Origin of the sequence: Micromonospora arida, assembly GCF_042873195.1 — a bacterium.
In the GTDB taxonomy this organism is placed as follows: domain Bacteria; phylum Actinomycetota; class Actinomycetes; order Mycobacteriales; family Micromonosporaceae; genus Micromonospora; species Micromonospora arida.
The window spans coordinates 456713-471653 of the sequence record NZ_JBIALC010000003.1 but is presented as its reverse complement, the minus strand read 5'-3'; the positions used below and the strand labels follow the sequence as shown (position 1 = coordinate 471653).

The 14941-nt window shown below is 70.5% G+C and carries 19 protein-coding genes; 8 read left to right on the top strand and 11 right to left on the bottom strand.

All coding sequences use genetic code 11. The features are described 5' to 3' along the window. Window positions 1–82 precede the first annotated feature (82 nt). Window positions 83–1027: an RNA polymerase sigma-70 factor gene (locus tag ACFYP0_RS13385; protein WP_386995847.1), complete on the bottom strand. Its 945-nt coding sequence runs from the start codon at window positions 1025–1027 to the stop codon at window positions 83–85. Window positions 1028–1283: 256 nt separating this feature from the next. On the opposite strand from ACFYP0_RS13385, the gene ACFYP0_RS13380 reads away from it, so the two are divergent. Then, window positions 1284–1637, top strand: coding sequence for a hypothetical protein (locus tag ACFYP0_RS13380; RefSeq protein WP_356977299.1), 354 nt, complete (start codon window positions 1284–1286; stop codon window positions 1635–1637). Between the two features lie 6 nt (window positions 1638–1643). On the opposite strand, the gene ACFYP0_RS13375 is transcribed toward ACFYP0_RS13380, so the two are convergent. The 5 genes from ACFYP0_RS13375 to ACFYP0_RS13355 form a co-directional block, all read right to left on the bottom strand. Further along, a complete protein-coding gene (locus tag ACFYP0_RS13375) occupies window positions 1644–2864 on the bottom strand; it encodes an MFS transporter (RefSeq protein ID WP_356977297.1) in 1221 nt (406 codons plus the stop codon). A 75-nt stretch (window positions 2865–2939) separates the two neighbouring features. Beyond that, window positions 2940–3419 (bottom strand): hypothetical protein, encoded by a 480-nt coding sequence (locus ACFYP0_RS13370; protein WP_356977295.1) that lies wholly within the window; start codon window positions 3417–3419, stop codon window positions 2940–2942. 25 nt (window positions 3420–3444) lie between these two features. Beyond that, the gene (locus tag ACFYP0_RS13365; protein WP_356977293.1) at window positions 3445–4413 is read right to left on the bottom strand and encodes a hypothetical protein; all 969 of its coding nucleotides are present in this window, start codon (window positions 4411–4413) and stop codon (window positions 3445–3447) included. A 52-nt stretch (window positions 4414–4465) separates the two neighbouring features. After that, entirely contained in the window at window positions 4466–4921 is a 456-nt protein-coding gene (locus ACFYP0_RS13360; RefSeq protein ID WP_356977291.1) for a GNAT family N-acetyltransferase, read from the bottom strand. A gap of 10 nt (window positions 4922–4931) precedes the next feature. Further along, window positions 4932–5537: a TetR/AcrR family transcriptional regulator gene (locus tag ACFYP0_RS13355; protein ID WP_356977289.1), complete on the bottom strand. Its 606-nt coding sequence runs from the start codon at window positions 5535–5537 to the stop codon at window positions 4932–4934. A gap of 132 nt (window positions 5538–5669) precedes the next feature. Here ACFYP0_RS13355 and ACFYP0_RS13350 point away from each other — a divergent pair, with 132 nt between their 5' ends. Beyond that, window positions 5670–6689: an aldo/keto reductase gene (locus ACFYP0_RS13350; protein WP_356977287.1), complete on the top strand. Its 1020-nt coding sequence runs from the start codon at window positions 5670–5672 to the stop codon at window positions 6687–6689. A 48-nt stretch (window positions 6690–6737) separates the two neighbouring features. After that, window positions 6738–7292, top strand: a complete 555-nt coding sequence (locus tag ACFYP0_RS13345; protein ID WP_355494074.1) for a Uma2 family endonuclease — start codon at window positions 6738–6740, stop codon at window positions 7290–7292. A 315-nt stretch (window positions 7293–7607) separates the two neighbouring features. Here the strand turns inward: ACFYP0_RS13345 and ACFYP0_RS13340 are convergent, their stop codons facing one another. Beyond that, complete coding sequence (locus ACFYP0_RS13340; protein WP_356977285.1) at window positions 7608–7823, bottom strand: hypothetical protein; 216 nt, start codon at window positions 7821–7823, stop codon at window positions 7608–7610. Window positions 7824–8293: 470 nt separating this feature from the next. Continuing rightward, window positions 8294–8725: a carboxymuconolactone decarboxylase family protein gene (locus tag ACFYP0_RS13335; RefSeq protein WP_386995843.1), complete on the bottom strand. Its 432-nt coding sequence runs from the start codon at window positions 8723–8725 to the stop codon at window positions 8294–8296. Window positions 8726–9260: 535 nt separating this feature from the next. On the opposite strand from ACFYP0_RS13335, the gene ACFYP0_RS13330 reads away from it, so the two are divergent. Together ACFYP0_RS13330 and ACFYP0_RS13325 are read left to right on the top strand one after the other, a co-directional pair. Next, the gene (locus tag ACFYP0_RS13330; RefSeq protein WP_124859437.1) at window positions 9261–9530 is read left to right on the top strand and encodes a hypothetical protein; all 270 of its coding nucleotides are present in this window, start codon (window positions 9261–9263) and stop codon (window positions 9528–9530) included. Next, window positions 9530–10567 carry a hypothetical protein gene (locus ACFYP0_RS13325; protein ID WP_356977281.1) on the top strand — a complete coding sequence of 346 codons (1038 nt, stop codon included), beginning with the start codon at window positions 9530–9532 and terminating at the stop codon, window positions 10565–10567. The genes ACFYP0_RS13330 and ACFYP0_RS13325 overlap by 1 nt, the downstream gene beginning before the upstream one ends. Before the next feature lie 47 nt (window positions 10568–10614). Here ACFYP0_RS13325 and ACFYP0_RS13320 read toward each other — a convergent pair whose 3' ends face one another. Continuing rightward, entirely contained in the window at window positions 10615–11145 is a 531-nt protein-coding gene (locus tag ACFYP0_RS13320; RefSeq protein WP_124859434.1) for an SRPBCC family protein, read from the bottom strand. Then, the gene (locus tag ACFYP0_RS13315; RefSeq protein WP_356977278.1) at window positions 11146–11310 is read right to left on the bottom strand and encodes a hypothetical protein; all 165 of its coding nucleotides are present in this window, start codon (window positions 11308–11310) and stop codon (window positions 11146–11148) included. Window positions 11311–11367: 57 nt separating this feature from the next. Here ACFYP0_RS13315 and ACFYP0_RS13310 point away from each other — a divergent pair, with 57 nt between their 5' ends. After that, window positions 11368–12297: an LLM class F420-dependent oxidoreductase gene (locus ACFYP0_RS13310; RefSeq protein ID WP_091409154.1), complete on the top strand. Its 930-nt coding sequence runs from the start codon at window positions 11368–11370 to the stop codon at window positions 12295–12297. Between the two features lie 32 nt (window positions 12298–12329). Here ACFYP0_RS13310 and ACFYP0_RS13305 read toward each other — a convergent pair whose 3' ends face one another. Further along, a complete protein-coding gene (locus ACFYP0_RS13305) occupies window positions 12330–12752 on the bottom strand; it encodes a hypothetical protein (protein WP_356977276.1) in 423 nt (140 codons plus the stop codon). A gap of 120 nt (window positions 12753–12872) precedes the next feature. Between ACFYP0_RS13305 and ACFYP0_RS13300 the strand changes: the two genes are divergently transcribed. Then, window positions 12873–13625, top strand: coding sequence for a hypothetical protein (locus tag ACFYP0_RS13300; protein WP_386995837.1), 753 nt, complete (start codon window positions 12873–12875; stop codon window positions 13623–13625). Beyond that, window positions 13622–14893 carry an FAD-binding protein gene (locus ACFYP0_RS13295; protein WP_386995835.1) on the top strand — a complete coding sequence of 424 codons (1272 nt, stop codon included), beginning with the start codon at window positions 13622–13624 and terminating at the stop codon, window positions 14891–14893. Before ACFYP0_RS13300 ends, ACFYP0_RS13295 begins: the two co-directional genes overlap by 4 nt. Window positions 14894–14941: the final 48 nt, after the last annotated feature.

Sequence of the window (14941 nt, the reverse complement as noted above, 5' to 3'; positions counted from 1 at the left end):
GGTGGCACTCCTGTCTCGGTGGTGGTCGCTTCCTGAACCGGACAGCGACGCGATTCCTGACAGGGGTCGGCTATGACCTGGGTCACCAGACGTGGAGAGTGGGCTCCTCATGCTCCGAGGCGGACCACTGCCGGGTGGCACGGGCGAGCTTGTCGGGGTTGACCTGGTTGTGGATGGCCGCGACGCCCTCGGGCGTCACCTCCACCGACATCACGCCGATGACCCGGTCGTCGATCACGACCACCACCGCCGGCGCGCCGTTGGCGGTGGAGACGTACACGGCCGGGCTGCCACCGACCAGGTCACGTTTGACGTCGGCGGGCTTGAACAGGCCCCGCAGGAACTTCGCCACCGCCAGCGCGCCGACGATCGGCGCGGCCCGGGCCGGGATCTTGCCGCCACCGTCGGCGGTGCTCGTCGCGTCGTCGGTCAGCAACTCCACCAACCGCTGGATCTCACCGTTGTTGGCCGCCGTGAGGAACTCCGCGACGATCTTCCGGGCGGTGGCCCGGTCGACCTCCGCGCGGGCCCGTTCGGCGGTGACGTGCTGCTTGGCACGCCGGTAGGTCTGCTGGCAGTTCGACTCGGTGATGCCGAGGATCTCGGCGATCTCACCGTGCGAGTAGCCGAAGGCCTCCCGCAGCACGTACACCGCGCGTTCGTTGGGCGACAACCGCTCCAGCAGGGTGAGCACCGCCATCGAGACCGACTCGCGCTGCTCGGCGGTGTCGAGCGGGCCGAGCATCCGGTCCCCGGCGAGGACCGGCTCGGGCAGCCACGGGCCCACATAGGTCTCCCGCCTGGCCCGCGCCGAGGTCAGCTGGTTGAGACACACGTTGGTGAGGACCTTCGTCAGCCACGCCTCGGGCGTCTCGACGTGCTCCCGGTCGGCGCCCTGCCAGCGCAGGAAGGTGTCCTGGACGGCGTCCTCCGCGTCGCTGGCCGAGCCCAGCAGGCGATAGGCGATCGCCTCCAGGCGGGCCCTGGAGTGCTCGAACACCTCGACCTCGTCCGAACTGAGCGGCATGACCAGACACTATCCACGAGTGTCGCGGCGCCGTCCCGGTGCCCGTCACACCGGCCGCGGCTGCGACCGCCCCGGCCGCCGGGTGTGGGCTGCCGGGACACCGGGCCGGGGTCAACCCGTCCCACCGCTCGCGCCATGATCAAGTGATGAAAAGTAGCTTTGAGCGCAGTTCCTGACCTATTTTTCATCACTTGATCAACGGATCGCACGGCGGTTGGTCGTACCCTTGCCGCGGTGACGTCCGATTCGTTGCGCCGTGCCCTCACCGCACCCGCGGACCCGCCGCTACGGCCCCTGCCCAACCAGGTCGTCGCCCTGTTGGAGGTCCTGGACGGGCGTCGCCGAGTCGTCGGCTCGGTTCGCGCGCGACCACGCGTCCTGGCACCAGGACGGCATCGACGTCGACGACCTGCTGGTCAGCGTGGCCGACAAGGTGTGGAAGGGAAAGCGGGTCACCGACCTGGAAGAGCTGCTCGTGGACCGGCTGGCCGACGCCACCGGCCGCGAGCGCTGGTCGGTCTTTCTCGACCTGGACGACATCCTCGATGAGATCGCCGCCGACGCGGACCGTCGACTCGCCTTCCAGTCGACCCATCCGGTACGCGGGTAAATCCGGTCAGCGGCTCGCCGGACCCGTCCCAGCCGTTCGGCGGGGCGAGAGCGCGCTCGGCGTCTCGTCGGGTGGCGTCGACCGGCGGCGGAACGTGGCCACCACCACGGCGGTCAGGCAGATCGCCGTGGCGGCGATGAGCGGGGGGCGGGCGCCGAGGTGGACGGCCGCGGAGCCGAGCGGGATCGCGACGACGAGGGGCCCGAACATCGCGGTGTTGGCCGTTGCGGAGACCCGTCCGAGCAGCGCTGACGGCGTGTGGGTCTGCACGGCGGTCACCGCCGCGACCAGGGTCCAGGGCAGCCCGACGCCGGCCACCACCGCCCCGATGACAGTGGCCGGCCACCACGGCAGGCAGCGCGCCAGGCAGCCGATCGCGAACAGCGCCGTTCCGGCGACACCGACGGCAACGGGACCTCGTGCCGCGATGAGCCGGCCCACGATCAGGCCACCGAGAATGGAACCGACGCCCTGCGCGCTGGCCAGCACACCCAGGAACGTCGTCGGCAGGCGTAGCTCGGTCACGACGATCGCGTAGATTCCCGCCGTTGTGAAGCCGGACATGGCGATCGACACCGCGGCGAGCGCGACCGCCAGCCGTGTCGCTCGCTGTCCGAACAGGACCACCAATCCGGTACGCGGGCCGTCGCCGCGTTCGGTGGGCCGTTCGGTGGGCGCACGGTTCAGGCGAAGGAGCGCGTACAGGGTGGCGACCAGGACCGGCATGGCCGCACTGAGGACGGCGACCGCGTGGCCGCCCCGCCACGCGTAGAGGCCGGCCCCGGCCAGGGGAGCAACGAGCTTCATGCCCTCCTGTGCGCTGGAGCGCCACCCGTTGACGTCGCCGAGTTCGGTCGGAGCGAGTGCCGACGGCAGCAGCGCCGTCTCGCCGGCGTCGATCAGCACGTAGCTGACGCCGTAGGCGCAGGAGACGGCGAAGATGAGCCAGGTCTGCGCCGGCCCACGTACCGCGAGGAGCGCCAGCAGGGCGGCTGCAAGCATGAGGTTGACGGCGATGACCAGCGGCCGCCGGGGTGCCCGGTCGAGCAGACCGCCCAGCCACGGGCCGGCGAGCACCGGGGCGTAGACGCAGAGCCCGGCGAGGGCGGCGAGGCTGGTGGAGCCGGTGAGGTCCAGGATCCAGATGCCGGCGACCAGGGACATGGCGCTGCTGCCGAAGCCGGACAGCAGGGAGATCGCCACGAACAGGCCCGCGTTGCGACGCATGAGCGCTCCGAGTTGAGTCGAGGTGACTCACATCCTCAGCCTTGAGTTGAGCACTGGCAATGCTGCTGGGTCCTGTCAACGCTCCGTTGACAGAGCGGCATCGATCGCGGCTGCGGCGGTCCGCGCGGGCGCGGGCAGTCGCTCACCCGCTTCGGCGAGATCGGTGGCGAGGAGCAGGGCCAACGCGTGCAGCGAGCCCGGGGCGGCGTCCAACGCGGCGTCCACGGTGCTCCGCACCAGCGCCGCTCGACGAAATCGGCTGTCCCACCGCCGATCGGCGCCGATCCAGCGGCCAAGGTCGGCGACCGCCGCCCGCAGCGCCGCGATCTGCGGGGGTAACCCGAGGTCGAGCTGCTGCCGCCGCGACCAGCGCGCCGCCACCAGCCGCTGTCGACGCTGCTCGGCGGCCTGCCGGCTGCCGAGGCCGAGCGCCGTCGCGATCTGCGCCCACGTCGCACCGGCGTGGCGGGCCCGATCGATGATCTCCAGCTCCTGCTCGTCCAGCCGAGCGCGGGTAGCGCGGACCTCCGCCAACCGAGCCAGCTCCGGCGTCATCCGTCAACGTTACATTGACACTGTCCTAGACGGCTGCACCCAGTTCCTCGGCCTTGGGCACCTCCCAATGGATCCGGTATGTGCTCCGCACCGGCGGCTGGGAGCGCTTGAGGCTCGCAATCACAGCTGACTTCTCATCAACGAGTGAGTGATCGATGGTGAAGATCCCTTGTTGCTTGATGTGCTGCGTCTCGTCCGTCATCTCATTGTCCCCGGCTAGCACCTGGAGGCCATGTCGTCGACTCCGCAGGGAATCGGGTATGACCACCTCGAAGAGAAATTCGTCGATAGGATAGCTGATATCGATCGCGCTGAACTCAGCCTCACCAGGGGTGGGGACTTTGGGCAAGGGGCGTCGCCGTAACGCTTCCAACGTCCCCGTCGTCGCCAGTGGGATCTCAAGTCTCATGGAGATAGAGACCTCCTCACCCGGTGAGAGCATCGGATCGAACTCGATGCGGAACGCCAGGGCGGCTGCTTTTTTGTAGAGCGGCAGGAAGGTGCACCGGCCGCTACCAGTCCGTTGTGCCCGTCTGTCATGTACCGACGGAGCGACGTCGCCGAAACTGTAGGAGATGTCGTCATCCGCCCGCCTGACGTTCGACCAGGTGAAGTATCGGACGGGGCGCAGAGCGACGATCCTGCGTTCAATGATCTTCGTGACCGCCCAGAAGTCGGTCGACGGTGCGGCGCGGTATATGTGCCGAGAGCTGTAATACAGGTATCTGCGGTCGAACTGATACAGCTGCTGTACCTGCCTCCGCAACAGACGATTCTGCCGCCAAAGGTGCGTTGCAAATGCCGCTGCGGGGACACCCACGAGGAGGCCACTCGCCACCCAGTCTGGCGTCTTGGACGCCAGAGTTGAGGCAGCGGCGAGGGCTTCGACACCGGTGGCGACCCAGAAGACGGGCTTTGAGTGCCGTCGCGTCCCCGCCAGAAGCCGGTCAACTGGCGAGACCTCCCTGCTGTCGCCAGAGCCCTGTGAATACATAGATCAAGGTTAGAGTGATTAATCAACGGACGCAGGTCGGCGTTTCGGTCAGTCAGAGCGCTCCGGTCGGGTTTGGGGTGCGGACCATGAACACGTCCACCGGATCCTCGGTGTCGAGGGTGAATCCGTGCCGCTCGTACAGGCTGCGGGCCCGGCTGCCCCGCAGCACGTTCAGCCGCACCGGCGTGCCGAGGCGGTCGCACCGGTCCAGCAGGTCGCGCAGCACGGCCGTGCCGATGCCACTGCCCTGTAGCCGCGGGGCCAGGTAGAAGTGCTCCAGCCAGTGGGCGTCCGCAGCGGGCCGCAGCGCCACGCAGCCGGCGAACGCGCCGTCCACCTCGACGACCCAGGTGTACGCCGGTGCGAAACCGTCCCGCAGGCGTTGCCGCACCCGCTGTTCGTCGTACCGCCCGAGCCGCTCCAGATCGGCCCGCAGCACCACCGCCCGCAACTCGGCCACCGCCTCGACGTCCGCCGCCGAGGCCGGCCGAAGCTCCCAGTCCGCCATGATCAATAAGCTATCGCGGCCCGGTGCCCTGGTGGTGCTGGCGCAGCCCGGCGACGAGGATTTCGACCATGCGACGCGCGTCGTAACGGGGTTCGCCGGCACCGATGCAGAGATTGCCGACACCGCGCAGCAGCTCGAAGGCCGTCACGTCGGGGCGGATCTCGCCGGCCGCGGCAGCGGCGTCGAGCAGTTGGGCGCACGCCGGCACGAGGCGGTCCAGGAAGTAGGCGTGCAGGGTCTCGAAGGCCGCGTTGTCGGACTGAAGCGCCTCGGCGAGGCCGTGCTTGGTGACCAGGAAGTCGACGAAGAGGTCGATCCATTGGGCGAGGGCGGCGTGTGGTGTGCCGCTGTCGGCCAGCAGCGCCGGGCCTGCCTCGGCGCACGCCTCGACCTGGTGCCGGTAGACGGCGACGATGAGGTCGGCGCGGGTCGGGAAGTGGCGGTAGATGGTGCCCACACCGACGCCGGCCCGGGCGGCGATGTCCCGTACGGGCGCGTCCACGCCCGAGGTGACGAAGGCCGAGGCGGCGGCGTCCAGCAGTGTCGCCTCGTTGCGCCGGGCGTCGGCCCGCTTCCGCGGGGTCGACCTCCCCGATTCGCTGTCGATGTCGGCCACCGCGCCGTTACCCCCGTCACTTGGCAAACGGAACGCCGTTCCGTATCGTTCTTAGCGGAACGTGGTTCCACTTGCTCAGGATGCCAGAGCGGGTGGGCCAGTGTCACCTCACCCTTCCGTGGAGGAACAGCCATGCAGTACCGCACCCTGGGGCGCACCGGCGTCCAGGTCAGCACCCTCGTGCTCGGCGCAATGAACTTCGGCAAACTGGGGCACACCACCCAGGGCGAGGTGACGGCGATCGTCGACGCCGCGTTGGAGGCCGGGATCAACCTGATCGACACCGCCGACATGTACAGCCAGGGCGAGTCGGAGCAACTGGTCGGCAAGGCCATCGCCGGCCGTCGCGACGACATCGTGCTGGCCACGAAGGCCGGCATGCCGATGGGCGACGAGCGCAATCAGCGGGGCAGCTCGCGCCGCTGGCTGGTCACCGAGTTGGACAACAGCCTGCGCCGCCTCGGCGTCGACCACGTCGACCTCTACCAGATCCACCGGTGGGACCCGACCACCAGCGACGAGGAGACCCTGTCGGCGCTGACCGACCTGCAACGGGCGGGAAAGATCCGTTACTTCGGCTCCTCGACCTTCCCCGCGTACCGCATCGTGCAGGCCGAGTGGGCCGCGCGGGAGCACCACCTGGGCCGTTACGTCACGGAGCAGCCAAGCTACTCGATCCTGCAACGGGGGATTGAGGCCCACGTCCTGCCGGTAACCGAGCAGTACGGGCTCGGCGTGCTCGCCTGGAGCCCGCTCGCCTCGGGCTGGCTCTCCGGCGCGATCCGCGCCGGCCGGGAGATCACCACCAGCCGCTCGGCGCTCCTACCCGCCCGCTTCGACCTCAGCGTCCCGGCCAACCAGGCCCGGCTCCACGCCGTCGAGCAGTTGGCCACCGTCGCCGACGAGGCGGGGCTCACCCTGATCCAGCTCGCACTCGGGTTCGTCACCGCGCACCCGGCCGTGACCAGCGCGATCATCGGCCCCCGCACCATCGACCACCTGCACGCCCAACTCGCCGCCGCGGACACCGTGCTCCCGGCCGACGTGCTCGACGCGATCGACGCGATCGTCGCACCCGGGGTCGACCTCGCCGCAGCCGAGAAGTTCGACACCCCGCCCGCCCTGCTCGACCCGGCGCGGCGACGTCGCTGAGCCAACGAGTGCGGTGATCGGCGCCGCTGCTCACTTAGGCTGTGACTCATGAGCGCTGAGGCTGTCGGCATGCACATGCCCGCCGTTGTGACGCTCGACGACGTGGCGGCGATGAACGCCGCCGACCCGAACGGTCACCGCTACGAGACCAGCCCCGAGGGGGTCCTGTCGGTCATGCCGACGCCCGATTCGGACCATGCCATGATCGCCAGTCGTCTCTTCGCCTGGTTGATCGTGGCGGGTTGGCCCGCCGAGCAGGTGCTTCAGGCAGTCGGTGTGCGCATCTCCGGACCGGACGGCGACGGTGGCCGCATCCCCGATGTGAGTGTCTGGCGTAAGCCGCCGTCCCGCAGCGTCTGGGCCGCCGTCGCCGACGTCGTACTCGTCGTGGAAATCGTCTCGCCGGGCTCGGAGGCGATGGACTCCGTGACCAAGGTCCGGGAGTACGCGTCGGCGGGGATCCCGCAGTACTGGGTGGTCGATCGGGACGGCGCCCAGACGGTCACCCTGCACCGGCTGGGCGGGGACGGCAGCTACGAGACGCGGGCGCGGATGCCGCTGGCCTGGCTGCTCCAGACCGCCCCCGCCGACCATCTCGACTGAAGGCCAGCACCGACGGCCCTGGCGCACGAGACCACGCTGAACGCGGAGCCCGCGGCCCGGAGCAAGCAACTCGGCGAGCGGCTCGACCGGTTCATCCAGCGCGCCACCGACGAGGGGCTACTCCGCGCCGACCTGCCACCGGGCTGGGCCAGGACGCTGCTGGACCAACTCGTGAACGCCACCGCGGAAAACTTTCCCGACCTGGCCGCCGCACCCGCCGCCGACCTGGTCGTCGACGCGCTGCGGCGTCGGGCGAAGCTGACGGGCAGGCACTGTCCGAACCGCTTCGGCGGCGGGGCCGGCGACCGGTTGGGTCTAGCGGTAACCACCCCGGGCGTTGCGCTCCGCCTCGGCGTGCCACCAACGGGGCGGGGTCGGCCCGGTAACCGTCGCGGTCGGCTGGTCGGGATGCAGCCCGAGACGACGAAGCGCGGCGGCCCAAACTCCGATGGTGATCCAGCCGTGCCAGTGGCCGTCGGGTCCGACGCCGCAGGCCAGGTCGCAGCGGACCTCATCCTTCCCGAAGGGCATCCAGTCGATGCCCCGATCACGCAGTCAAGCGCGGACGGCAGCCATCGGCTGCCGACAGCCGGACTTGTTCTCGTAGACAGCGATGGTGACCCAGTCGGCGTTCGAAGCGCTCATGGCGCCCATGATGCCAAGTCCGTGCGCCCGCGAGTTGAGGATATTCACGACGGCCGGCGGAAGCCGACCGCGAAGGCGCGCTTGATGTAGTCCCACGCCTCGGCGCTGACCACGCCGAGGGTTGCGGCCTCCGGTCCTTGCCGTCCAGCTTCGCGTACATACCGGAGAGGATGCTCCGGTCGCCCCCGGTCATATCGTCTATGAGGTCGGTCCACTGTTGGGCGAGCGTCTGCACGGAGGGTCGCTGGGGTCCGTCCCCCGCACAGTGTGGGCTCTCACCTCGTCGTTCAGTTCCGCCCACTGAGCCTTCCCGCGTAACGGTCGTGGCGGTGGGTGATCAGGTTGTGCGGGGGACCTTACTTACCAGGGCCTGAGCGTTCCGGGTTCTCTGCGAAGACCTGGGCCGCGACCTGGTAGCCGTCGAACGCGCGTGCTACGCCAGCGTAGGCCGCGACCTGAAGAAAGACTTCGGCGATCTCTTCCTTGGTGGCGCCGGCGTTGAGCGCGATGCGCAGCTGACCACGAAGGGGCTCCAGGACGCCGAGCGTCGCCGCGATGGTGACGGACACCAGTGCCCGCGTCCGTGTATCCAGGTGCTCGGTGCGCGGCCAGACGTCGCCGAAGGCGTGCATCGTCGCGATCCGTTTGAAGTCTGCGCCGTTAGCTGGCTCGCCAGGGGTGGCGCCAAGAAAGCGCTCCAAGCGGAAGCCCAGCAGACGCTCAGCCGTGTCCAGCGCGGCGGCGTACCCCGGGTCTGTCGCCGCAGATGCCGGATGATTCGTCGTCACGATGCTCACTCTTCCGCATACAAGGACGAACTAGGCGATATCCGGCATTTCAAAGGTGACTGAAGGGCCGCACGTGGCACGCCGCCCGAGTAACCGTCGCGCCGAGCCCTTCCGGGCGCTTGTCACAATTCGGACAAGACGGTAAAGCCCCTGGTAGAGCACCCTTGGGGCAGGTGGAGGTAGACGGGTGGCGGGCCACATCCCGATCCTCCGGCCCGATGGGGACAGCATCGTCCGCACCGGTGCCGCCCTCACCCAGCCCGGCCTCGAAGCCGTGGCGGTCACGGCACAGCTGCCGTGCCGATCACGCGTACGACAGGCCGTGGCTGTCCCCGACACCCCTGCGGGCGCCCGCAGCGGTGCCTCCGCCCATCGGGACACGGACGTCAGCACCCCCGGCAGTCAGGCAGCGCCGTCCGCCGGTCGTGCCCACCGTCCCCGTGCCCCGCCGGCCTTTCGCACTGTGGACCCCGCCGGGTCCGACGTCGCTGAACCGCGCGCCGAGGCCCGGCGACCGAGCCAGAGAGGGCCCGACATGGCCGCTCCCACTGCAACCGCAGCCCTGAACGCATCCGTCTTCGCGCCGGGTGACCAGATGCTGCTGACCGTCACCTACTCGGACGCCGACACCAAACCGCTGACCGTCACCATCGTGGTCACCGACGCGCAGGGCAACAGCAGCGCGCCGGTCAAGGTCACGGCGGTCATCGACCCGCTCACCGTGACCGTCACCGACAACTCCGGACGTACCTGGACCCGGGTTTCCGACAACGGCTCCGTGGCCGTGTATCGGTCGGTGGCGTGATGCCCCGGGTCACCGTCCAGGTCCGCGACGCCGCCGGCAACACCGCGACGGCCAGCGCCGACTACAGCCTGAGCCAACCCGTGCTCGGCGGCTACTACCTCTCCGGGGGCGCCGACCCGACCGCCGACATGGCCGGCGGCAACTTCCGGTCGCTCACCCAGTACCGAAGCTTCGCCGACGGCTACATCTTCCCCGGCTACAACCGGCCCTGGCTGGTCAACCTGGGTAAGGCCGGTGTGCAGATGAACATGGTCCTGGAGTTGAAGAGTTACGGCGCCCCCAACTACGGGCCGCAGAGCTTCACGGTGGACGGCGTCAGCTACACGGTGCCGGCCCCGTCGATGACCATCCAGCAGCGGCCCGGCACCACCTGGCCGAGGGCGTACGGGTACAACCAGGTGATCAAGGGGCAGTGCGACGGGTTGTTCGCCCGCGCCCTGTCGCAGTACCGGGCGCTCGGTTTCGGGGTGAACATCCAACTCGCCTCGGAGTTGGACACCGATCACGAGTTCGGCACCACCGAGGACGGGAAGGCGTACACCTGGGCCGAGTCGGACGCTCGCGCGGTGCAGGCGATGAACTACATCCTGACGTGGTTCAAGGCGCGGACGCTGCCCACCGGGACGACCTTCTCGGTGGGGTTGGGTGGCTTCGACCGGGAATGCTTCCAGCGCACCCACCCGGAGTCGCTGATGTCGCGCCTCGACTACCTCCAGTGGAACGTGTACGGCACCAACGCCAGCCACACCGCGCTGGCCCGGTTTCGTCGCACCAAGGACTGGGCGGTTGCGGATCTCGGCCCGGTGGCGCTGTCCCGACCCGTGATCATCGCGGAGTGGGGCGTCAGGGTCGCCGAGATCCCGAACCAAGCCGCCTGGATCGCCACCGTCCCGCCGGCGATCGCCCAGCTCAACGCCGAGCGCGGGCCACGGATCGTGCGCACCAACTACTTCAACTCCGGGTGGGGCACCCTGGTGCCGAAGGCGGCCGGGTTGGCCGCGCTGCGCGAGGCGTACGCCAAGCGGCCGTACGTCTGACCGGGTTCCGGCGGCTCCGGGCTCCGGGGCCGCCGGAACTGCACCGGTCAGCCCTCACCGAGCCGTTCGGCGTACGCGTCGCGCAGCTCGGGCCAGCCGAAGTCCTTGGCCTCCGCGCCGCGGATCGGGCCGACCGGGTCGCCGTCGAGCAACCGGTCGGCCACGTCGAGGCAGAGGTGCCAGCCGGCCGCGACCATCGGCAGCATGCCCCGGTCGGCGACGGTGTGCCGCAGGGTGAGCCGGGTGCCGCTGCCCAGCGGGCTCAGCTCCCAGCGCAGCAGGTCGTCGCCCCAGGTGTACTCCAGCAGGTGCGGCGGCTCGGCCCGGCGTACCGTCGCCGGGTCCTCCTGGGTGGTCTCGCCGTCGACGAGGGTGAGCACGGCGGCGCCGGCGTTGCCGAGATCGCGGTCGGCGAGGAACGGCGCCCACTGCGCGAGCTGGGCCGGGTCGGTCAGTGCCGCCCAGACGGTGGCTGGCGGATGCCGCAGGTCGCGGACGAAGACGAGGGTCGCGCGAGCGTCGTTTCGCTCGGCGTGCACGTCGGCGGGTGGGCTCGGGCGGAACGCGTCGCGGTCCATTCACTGCTCCTGACTGTCGAGGTGCCGTTCCAGGGCGTCCAGGTGTCGGCCCCAGAGCTGCCGGTACGGGTCGAGCCAGCCGTCGACGACCCGCAGCGGGCCGGGGTCGAGGCGGTAGATCCGCTGTCGGGCGGCCGTCCGGCAGGTGACGAAGCCGGCGAGCATATGACGACGGTCCCCGTCCCGACGCGCCACCGCCGATCAGCTCCCTATGCTCGGATCATGGAACTTCGGATCTTCACCGAGCCCCAGCAGGGTGCCACCTACGACCAGTTGCTCGCCGTCGCCCGCTGCGCAGAGGACGCCGGCTACGGCGCGTTCTTCCGGTCCGACCACTACCTGATGATGGGTGACGTGAGCGGCGAGCCCGGCCCCACCGACGCGTGGACCACGCTCGCCGGCCTGGCCCGGGAGACCAGCCGCATCCGGCTCGGCACGCTGATGACCGCCGCCACCTTCCGGCTGCCCGGCCCGCTGGCGATCACCGTGGCGCAGGTCGACCAGATGAGCGGCGGCCGGGTGGAGCTGGGCATCGGCACCGGCTGGTTCGCCGAGGAGCACAGCGCGTACGGCATCCCGTTCCCGCCGCTGGCCGAGCGGTTCGACCGGCTGGAGGAGCAACTCGCCGTGATCACCGGGCTCTGGGCCACGCCGCCGGGGGAACGGTTCGACCACGACGGCCGGTACTACCCGGTCCGTGACTCACCCGCCCTGCCCAAGCCCGTGCAGCAGCCGCGTCCACCGATCCTGCTCGGCGGGACGGGCCCGAAGCGCACCCCTCGGCTGGCCGCCCGCTACGCCGACGAGTTCAACCTGCCGTTCGCCTCGGTGCCGGACACCGCGGCGCAGTTCGACCGGGTCCGCGCGGCCTGCGTCGAGATCGGCCGGGACCCGGCCGGGATGGTCTGGTCCAACGCCCTGGTGCTCTGCTGCGGGCGCGACGACGCCGAGGTGGCCCGCCGGGCCGCCGCCATCGGCCGCGAACCCGACGAGCTGCGGGCCAACGGTCTGGCCGGGACACCCGCCGAGGTGCTGGACACCATCGGCCGGTACGCGGAGATCGGCAGCGAGCGGCTCTACCTCCAGGTGCTGGACCTCAGCGACCTGGAGCACCTGGAGCTGGTCGCCAGCGAGGTGATGGCGAAGCTCTGAGTCGGCCGGTGGCCGTGGGACGACGCCGCCGGTCAGGCCCGGTGGGCGCCCGTCCCGACCGCGTTCGGGTCGCCCAGCACGGTGTCCAGCTGCCCGTCGCGGTCACTGTCCACGTAGGTGATGTCCGGGATCCCGTCACCGTCCACGTCGATCTGCACGACGTCGGCGACGCCGTCACCGTCGAGGTCGGTGACCACCTCCACCGAGCCGTCCAGGTGACGCGTCACGATCGACTGTGCGCCAGGGGCGCGCGGCGGCGGGCCGGGTGCCGGCACCGGCGTCGGGGCGGGCGCGGGCGCCGGTGTGGGCCGAGGACCGGGAGTGGGCGACGGGTGGCTGGCAAACCCGCCGGCCGGCGGCGCGCTGGCCTGCTCGACCTCGGTGCCGGTGGGGTCCAGCTCCTCCTCGGAGGGGAAGACGTCACCTCGTGCGGCCGGATCGCGGTAGCTGCTCATGGGCGTAGGGTTCCCCGACGACGACGAGAACAACCGTGCCCGATCGACCGGTGCCCCTGGTGCCCGGTCTGGCGGAAGATGTCGGGACCGACGCCACGGTCATGAAACGGGGGTCCGAGCGTGGAACTGCGCCGGAATCGGGGGGCCCGTGCGCTCGCCCTGGTGTGCGTACTCGGTGGAGTGCTGCTGTTGGTCTATCCCAGCGACGGCGCCCTGCTACGGACGATCATCGCGGTGGGGGCGATCGCGCTCGGCGCGGTGGCGCTGGTCAGCGCGATGCGGCCGTTCCGGTTCAGGATCCACTCGGAAGGGCTCAGCATCCGGCGTCCCGGGCTGCGCCGGGAGATTCGGTGGGACGAGGTCGACGCGCTGGTCCTCGACGAGCCGCCCCGCCGCGACGGCTACGCGAAACCGCCGCGACTGCTGATGGTGCCGGTGCAGGGTGTGCCCCGTGAGCTGGTGACCGCCCGCCATCCGCTCGACGGCCGAGCCGCAGTCGAGTTGCTCGTCCTCGACCAGGTCCGTGAGCAGCCCGAGCAGGTGTCGGCCGCGTTGACCCGCTATGCCGGCGACCGGTTCGTCGACCTGCTCGCGGTGCGCCGCGCCGCCTTCGAGGCACCGGAGCTTACGGTCGGTCTACGTGGCTACCAGATGGACCGGGTCGACCGGTTGATCCGACGTGGCCAGGACGCGCTGATGTCCGGGGACACGTCAGCCCGGCAGGCGGCCCGGGGGGAGATCGAACGCGCCACCAGGGCCGGGCTGCCGATCGCCCAGCGTGGCTACAACACGTTCCAGACGGATACCGTCCTGGGTGCCCTCGTCGCCGCGTTGGCCGACCACCAGAGCACCGATCGGGAGACCGCCACATGACCGCGCAGGGATCGCACGCCGCGTCGACCACTGACGTTCCGCGCCGCAACTGGGCCGGCAACGTGCGGTACGCCGCGAAGGCGTTCCACCGCCCCACCTCCGTCGACGAACTACGCCGGCTCGTCGCCGGCAGCAGCCGGATCCGCGCGGTGGGCAGCGGGCACTCCTTCAACCGTATCGGCGACACCGACGGTGACCTGGTCAGCCTCGCCGGGCTGCCCCCGGTCGTCGAGGTGGACCACGAGCGCGGGCAGGTCACCGTGAGCGGCGCGATGCGCTACGGCGACGTCGCCCGACAGCTGCACACCCAGGGGTACGCGCTGGCGAACCTCGCCTCGCTGCCGCACATCTCGGTGGCCGGCGCGGTGGCCACCGCCACCCACGGCTCCGGCCAGACCCACGGCAACCTGGCCAGCACGGTCGCCGGCCTGGAGTTGGTCACCGCCGACGGCGATCTGCTCCGGGTCGACCGCGACACCGACACGTTCGCCGGCATGGTGGTCGGGCTCGGCGCGCTCGGCCTGGTCACCCGCGTCACCCTGGACGTCGTGCCGACCTTCGCGCTGCGCCAGTACGTACGCCTCGACCTGGACCGGACGGCGTTGGACGAGGCGCTCGGCTCGGCGTACAGCGTGAGTGTCTTCACCGACTTCCGTGAGCCCCGGCTGCGCGAGGTGTGGCGCAAGCAGTTGGCGGACCAGCCGCCACCCCCGGCGGACTGGCTGGGCACCACCGCGGCCGACCAGCCCCGGCACCCGGTGCTCGGCATGCCGGCGGAGAACTGCACCCCGCAGCTCGGCGAGCCGGGCCCGTGGCACGAGCGGCTGCCGCACTTCAAGCTCGGCTTCACACCGAGCAGCGGCGACGAACTGCAGTCCGAGTACCACGTCGCGCGGACGGCGGCGGCGGACGCGCTCGCCGCGCTGGACGACCTGGCGGATCTGATCGCCCCGGTGCTGCTGGTGTCCGAGCTGCGGACGGTGGCGGCCGACGAGCTGTGGCTCAGCCCGAACTACCGGCGGGACAGCTTCGTGCTGCACTTCACCTGGATCGAGGACACCGCAGCGGTGCTGCCCGTGGTGGCCGCCGTCGAGGAGCGGCTGGCGCCCTTCGCGGCCCGCCCACACTGGGGCAAGGTCTTCGTCACCGACCCGGCCGAGCTGTCCGCCCGCTACCCGCGCTACGCCGACTTCGCCGCGCTCCTGGCCGACCTGGACCCGAAGGCCAAATTCCGCACCGACGCCCTGGACCGCTACTTCCCCCGCTGACCGAGCGCGTGCCATAGCGCGGTGGCATGGGGCGGCTGGGATTGGTGT

What these genes read in the sequence shown, in the direction of transcription:
- ACFYP0_RS13385 (WP_386995847.1), bottom strand. Translation starts at nt 1,027, where the DNA reads ATGCCGCTCAGTTCGGACGAGGTCGAGGTGTTCGAGCACTCCAGGGCC.
- ACFYP0_RS13375 (WP_356977297.1), bottom strand. Translation starts at nt 2,864, where the DNA reads ATGCGTCGCAACGCGGGCCTGTTCGTGGCGATCTCCCTGCTGTCCGGC.
- ACFYP0_RS13370 (WP_356977295.1), bottom strand. Translation starts at nt 3,419, where the DNA reads ATGACGCCGGAGCTGGCTCGGTTGGCGGAGGTCCGCGCTACCCGCGCT.
- ACFYP0_RS13365 (WP_356977293.1), bottom strand. Translation starts at nt 4,413, where the DNA reads ATGTATTCACAGGGCTCTGGCGACAGCAGGGAGGTCTCGCCAGTTGAC.
- ACFYP0_RS13360 (WP_356977291.1), bottom strand. Translation starts at nt 4,921, where the DNA reads ATGGCGGACTGGGAGCTTCGGCCGGCCTCGGCGGCGGACGTCGAGGCG.
- ACFYP0_RS13350 (WP_356977287.1), top strand. Translation starts at nt 5,670, where the DNA reads ATGCAGTACCGCACCCTGGGGCGCACCGGCGTCCAGGTCAGCACCCTC.
- ACFYP0_RS13345 (WP_355494074.1), top strand. Translation starts at nt 6,738, where the DNA reads ATGAGCGCTGAGGCTGTCGGCATGCACATGCCCGCCGTTGTGACGCTC.
- ACFYP0_RS13340 (WP_356977285.1), bottom strand. Translation starts at nt 7,823, where the DNA reads ATGCCCTTCGGGAAGGATGAGGTCCGCTGCGACCTGGCCTGCGGCGTC.
- ACFYP0_RS13330 (WP_124859437.1), top strand. Translation starts at nt 9,261, where the DNA reads ATGGCCGCTCCCACTGCAACCGCAGCCCTGAACGCATCCGTCTTCGCG.
- ACFYP0_RS13325 (WP_356977281.1), top strand. Translation starts at nt 9,530, where the DNA reads ATGCCCCGGGTCACCGTCCAGGTCCGCGACGCCGCCGGCAACACCGCG.
- ACFYP0_RS13320 (WP_124859434.1), bottom strand. Translation starts at nt 11,145, where the DNA reads ATGGACCGCGACGCGTTCCGCCCGAGCCCACCCGCCGACGTGCACGCC.
- ACFYP0_RS13315 (WP_356977278.1), bottom strand. Translation starts at nt 11,310, where the DNA reads ATGCTCGCCGGCTTCGTCACCTGCCGGACGGCCGCCCGACAGCGGATC.
- ACFYP0_RS13310 (WP_091409154.1), top strand. Translation starts at nt 11,368, where the DNA reads ATGGAACTTCGGATCTTCACCGAGCCCCAGCAGGGTGCCACCTACGAC.
- ACFYP0_RS13305 (WP_356977276.1), bottom strand. Translation starts at nt 12,752, where the DNA reads ATGAGCAGCTACCGCGATCCGGCCGCACGAGGTGACGTCTTCCCCTCC.
- ACFYP0_RS13295 (WP_386995835.1), top strand. Translation starts at nt 13,622, where the DNA reads ATGACCGCGCAGGGATCGCACGCCGCGTCGACCACTGACGTTCCGCGC.